We start from the raw sequence: 2,975 nt of genomic DNA, 5'->3' as shown, positions 1-2,975 counted from the left end.
ACGCCGCCGCGTTCGCGGCCTGGGCCGCGCAGGCCGGCGTGCGCGCGCCGGCCTGGCAGGTTGCCGAAGGCAGCCTGCCGGCCGTGCTGCGCCGGCTCGGCAACCGCCACGACCTGCTGCTGCTCGCGCGCGACGCGCAGAGCGAGGAACAGCGCGCGCGGCTAGGCGCGATCGTGCTCGAATGCGGCATGCCGGTGATCCTCGTGCCGGCGCAGGCCACGGCGCGGCTCGACTGCATCGCCGTTTCCTGGAACGGCTCGTCCGAGGCGCTGCGCGCATTGCAGGCGGCGCGGCCGCTGCTCGCGCGGGCCAGGCGCGTCGTCGTGCTGCGCGGCGAGATCCGCGACCGCTACGCGGAAATCGGCTGGCTGCCGCCGTTCGATCTCGAGGTTTATCTGCAGCGCCACGGCATCCAGGCCGAATATCGCGGCATCAGCGGTCCCGAGAGCGAAGCCGGCCGCGCGCTGCTCGCCGCCGCGCGCGAGGCCGGCGCCGACCTGCTGGTCATGGGCGCCTACGGCCGCACGCGGTTCAGCGAATGGGTGTTCGGCGGCGCGACGCGGCATGTCGTGGCCGAGGCCGAGCTGCCGGTGCTGCTGCGCCACTGAACCCGGTTCTCGCGGCAGGCGGCGATCGCCTGCCCACACGCATTCCGGCTGCAGCCGCGTGGCAGGACCGGCGGCGAAGCCGTCGACATGTGCCGGCCGGCAGTGGGAACGCGAAGCCGAAGCGTGAGCGCAGCTCGCAACGACACCGACTTGCCGGCCTGAGCCGTGCGTCCGGCCCTGCCGGGCGCACGGCGCTGCGGCTACGCTAGCGGCCACGTCTTTTCGTTCCCGGAGTCTGCCATGCCGTCCGACCTGCCCCGCTACTTCGACGCCGCCCCGCGCTGGTTCGGCCGCCGCCTCGAGGAGCTGGACGAACGCGTGCGGCGCGCGCTGACGCATGCGTCGGAGCGGCGCGCGATCAGCGGCGATCCCAGCCGCTGCGCCGGACCGCCGAGCTTCGGCGAGCGCCTCGCCGACCGCGTCGCGCAGCTCGGCGGCTCCTGGAGCTTCATCCTGCTGTTCACGCTGTTCCTGCTCGTCTGGGCCGGCGTGAACACCTGGCTCCTGCGCGGCGGCGCGTTCGACCCGTATCCCTTCGTTTTCCTGAACCTGATCCTGTCCATGCTCGCGGCGCTGCAGGCGCCCATCATCATGATGAGCCAGAACCGCCAGGCGGCCAAAGACCGCGAGATGGCCGCCTACGACTATGAGGTCAACGTCAAGGCGGAGATCGAGATCATGGCGCTGCACGACAAGCTCGACGCGCTGCGCGGCGAGCAGCTGCGCGAGCTGCTCGCGCGCCAGCAGGCGCAGCTGGACCTGCTGACGAATCTCGTCGCGAAACTGTCGGCGCCGGCGTCCGATTCGCCGGCGCGCTGAACGACGGCGTCGCCGGCCTGGGCTGCGGCATCGCCGCCGGGCCGCCGGCCCGGCGCGACGTCTCAGGCGATGTCGAGCACGACGCGGCCTTCGACCTCGCCGCGGCGCAACCGCTCGAGCACGTGGTCGGCCTCGGCCAGCGCAGCCGTCTCGTAGTGCGCGCGCACGTGGCCGGCCGCGGCGAAGGCCAGCGCTTCGCTCAGGTCGTTGCGCGTGCCGACGATGGAACCGCGCAAGGTGATGCGCTTGAGCACGACGTCGAACACCGGCGTCGGGAATTCGCCGGGCGGCAGTCCGACGAGGCTCACGGTACCGCGACGGCGCACGTAGGCCAGCGCCTGGCGGAACGCCGGCAGCGAGACCGCCGTGACGAGCACGCCGTGCGCGCCGCCGTCGGTCACGCGACGCACCTGCTCGTCGGCGTCCTCGAAGCTCGCGTCGACGACGACGTCGGCGCCGAGCGCCGAGGCGAGGCCGAGCTTCTGCTCGCCGACGTCGAGCGCGACGACGTAGAAGCCCATCGCCTTCGCGTATTGCACGGCGAGATGGCCGAGACCGCCTATGCCGGCGATCGCGACCCATTCGCCGGCGCGCGCCTCGGTCTCGCGCAATCCCTTGTACGTCGTCACGCCGGCGCAGAGGATCGGCGCGAGCGCGCGGAAATCCGGCAGGCGGGGCAGACGCGCGACGTAGTCGGCGCGGCCGATCGCGTACTCGGCGAACGTACCGTTCACGCCGTAGCCGGTGTTGTGCTGCTCGGCGCAGAGCGTTTCCCAGCCGCCGATGCAGTGCTCGCAATGGCCGCAAGCGTCGTGCAGCCAGGGCAGGCCCACCGCGTCGCCTTCGCGCAGCGGTCCCGCATAGCCGGGCCCCAGTGCCGCGACGATCCCGGTGCCTTCGTGGCCCGGCACGAACGGCAGCGCCGGCCGGATCGGCCAGTCGCCGTCGACGGCGTGCACGTCGGTGTGGCAGACGCCGCTGGCCTTGAGCCGCACGAGCACCTCGCCCGGCCCGGGCCGCGGCACAGGCAGTTCCTCGATACGCAAAGGTCCGCCGAACGTGCGTGCAACGGCGGCTCGCATGGTGCTGTTCATCGGCTACTCCGGCAACGAATCCGGATCCAGGCTATGTCGCGCCCTTCGCGCCGATATTGATCCGAATCAAACCGTCACCGTACGGTAACCGGCCGCCGGCCCGTCCGGCTCGCGATGTCTCAGTGCTGCAGCAGCAGCGGCAGCGTGCGCTCGCGCAGGATCGGCAGCAGGGTCTGCGCGCCGTCCCATTCGCCGAGGCCGCGCTCCGCGTAGGCGCCGAGCACGAGCAGGTCGGCGCCCTGTGCCGCGCAGAGTTCGAGCAGGCGCGGCCCGGCCGCGCCGGACCGCTCGCAGCCGGCGCGTTCGACCTCCACGCCGTGACGGCGCAGGAAGCGCTGCGCCTGCACGGTGTCGGCGCATTCGGCGGCTTCCAGCAGCACGACGTGCTGCGCCGCGCGCAGCAGCGGCAGCGCCGCATGCAGCGCGCGGCGCGCCTGCAACGAGCCGTTCCAGC

Annotated in this window: 3 protein-coding genes and 1 pseudogene; 2 read left to right on the top strand and 2 right to left on the bottom strand. The window is 72.7% G+C overall.

From position 1 onward, the window contains the following. The coding region (locus NON22_RS22640) for a universal stress protein (protein WP_257389254.1) at positions 1–608 on the top strand (608 nt) is incomplete at its 5' end. A gap of 240 nt (positions 609–848) precedes the next feature. Continuing rightward, positions 849–1,427 carry a DUF1003 domain-containing protein gene (locus NON22_RS22635; protein WP_257389253.1) on the top strand — a complete coding sequence of 193 codons (579 nt, stop codon included), beginning with the start codon at positions 849–851 and terminating at the stop codon, positions 1,425–1,427. A gap of 62 nt (positions 1,428–1,489) precedes the next feature. Here the strand turns inward: NON22_RS22635 and NON22_RS22630 are convergent, their stop codons facing one another. Together NON22_RS22630 and NON22_RS22625 are read right to left on the bottom strand one after the other, a co-directional pair. Next, a complete protein-coding gene (locus tag NON22_RS22630; protein ID WP_257389252.1) occupies positions 1,490–2,521 on the bottom strand; it encodes a zinc-dependent alcohol dehydrogenase in 1,032 nt (343 codons plus the stop codon). A 119-nt stretch (positions 2,522–2,640) separates the two neighbouring features. Further along, a pseudogene (locus tag NON22_RS22625) lies at positions 2,641–2,975 on the bottom strand (hypothetical protein); the annotation flags it as partial.

This window comes from Tahibacter caeni (assembly GCF_024609805.1).
Lineage (GTDB): Bacteria > Pseudomonadota > Gammaproteobacteria > Xanthomonadales > Rhodanobacteraceae > Tahibacter > Tahibacter caeni.
This window is presented reverse-complemented; position numbering and strand designations above follow the sequence as displayed.

What these genes read in the sequence shown, in the direction of transcription:
- NON22_RS22635 (WP_257389253.1), top strand. Translation starts at nt 849, where the DNA reads ATGCCGTCCGACCTGCCCCGCTACTTCGACGCCGCCCCGCGCTGGTTC.
- NON22_RS22630 (WP_257389252.1), bottom strand. Translation starts at nt 2,521, where the DNA reads ATGAACAGCACCATGCGAGCCGCCGTTGCACGCACGTTCGGCGGACCT.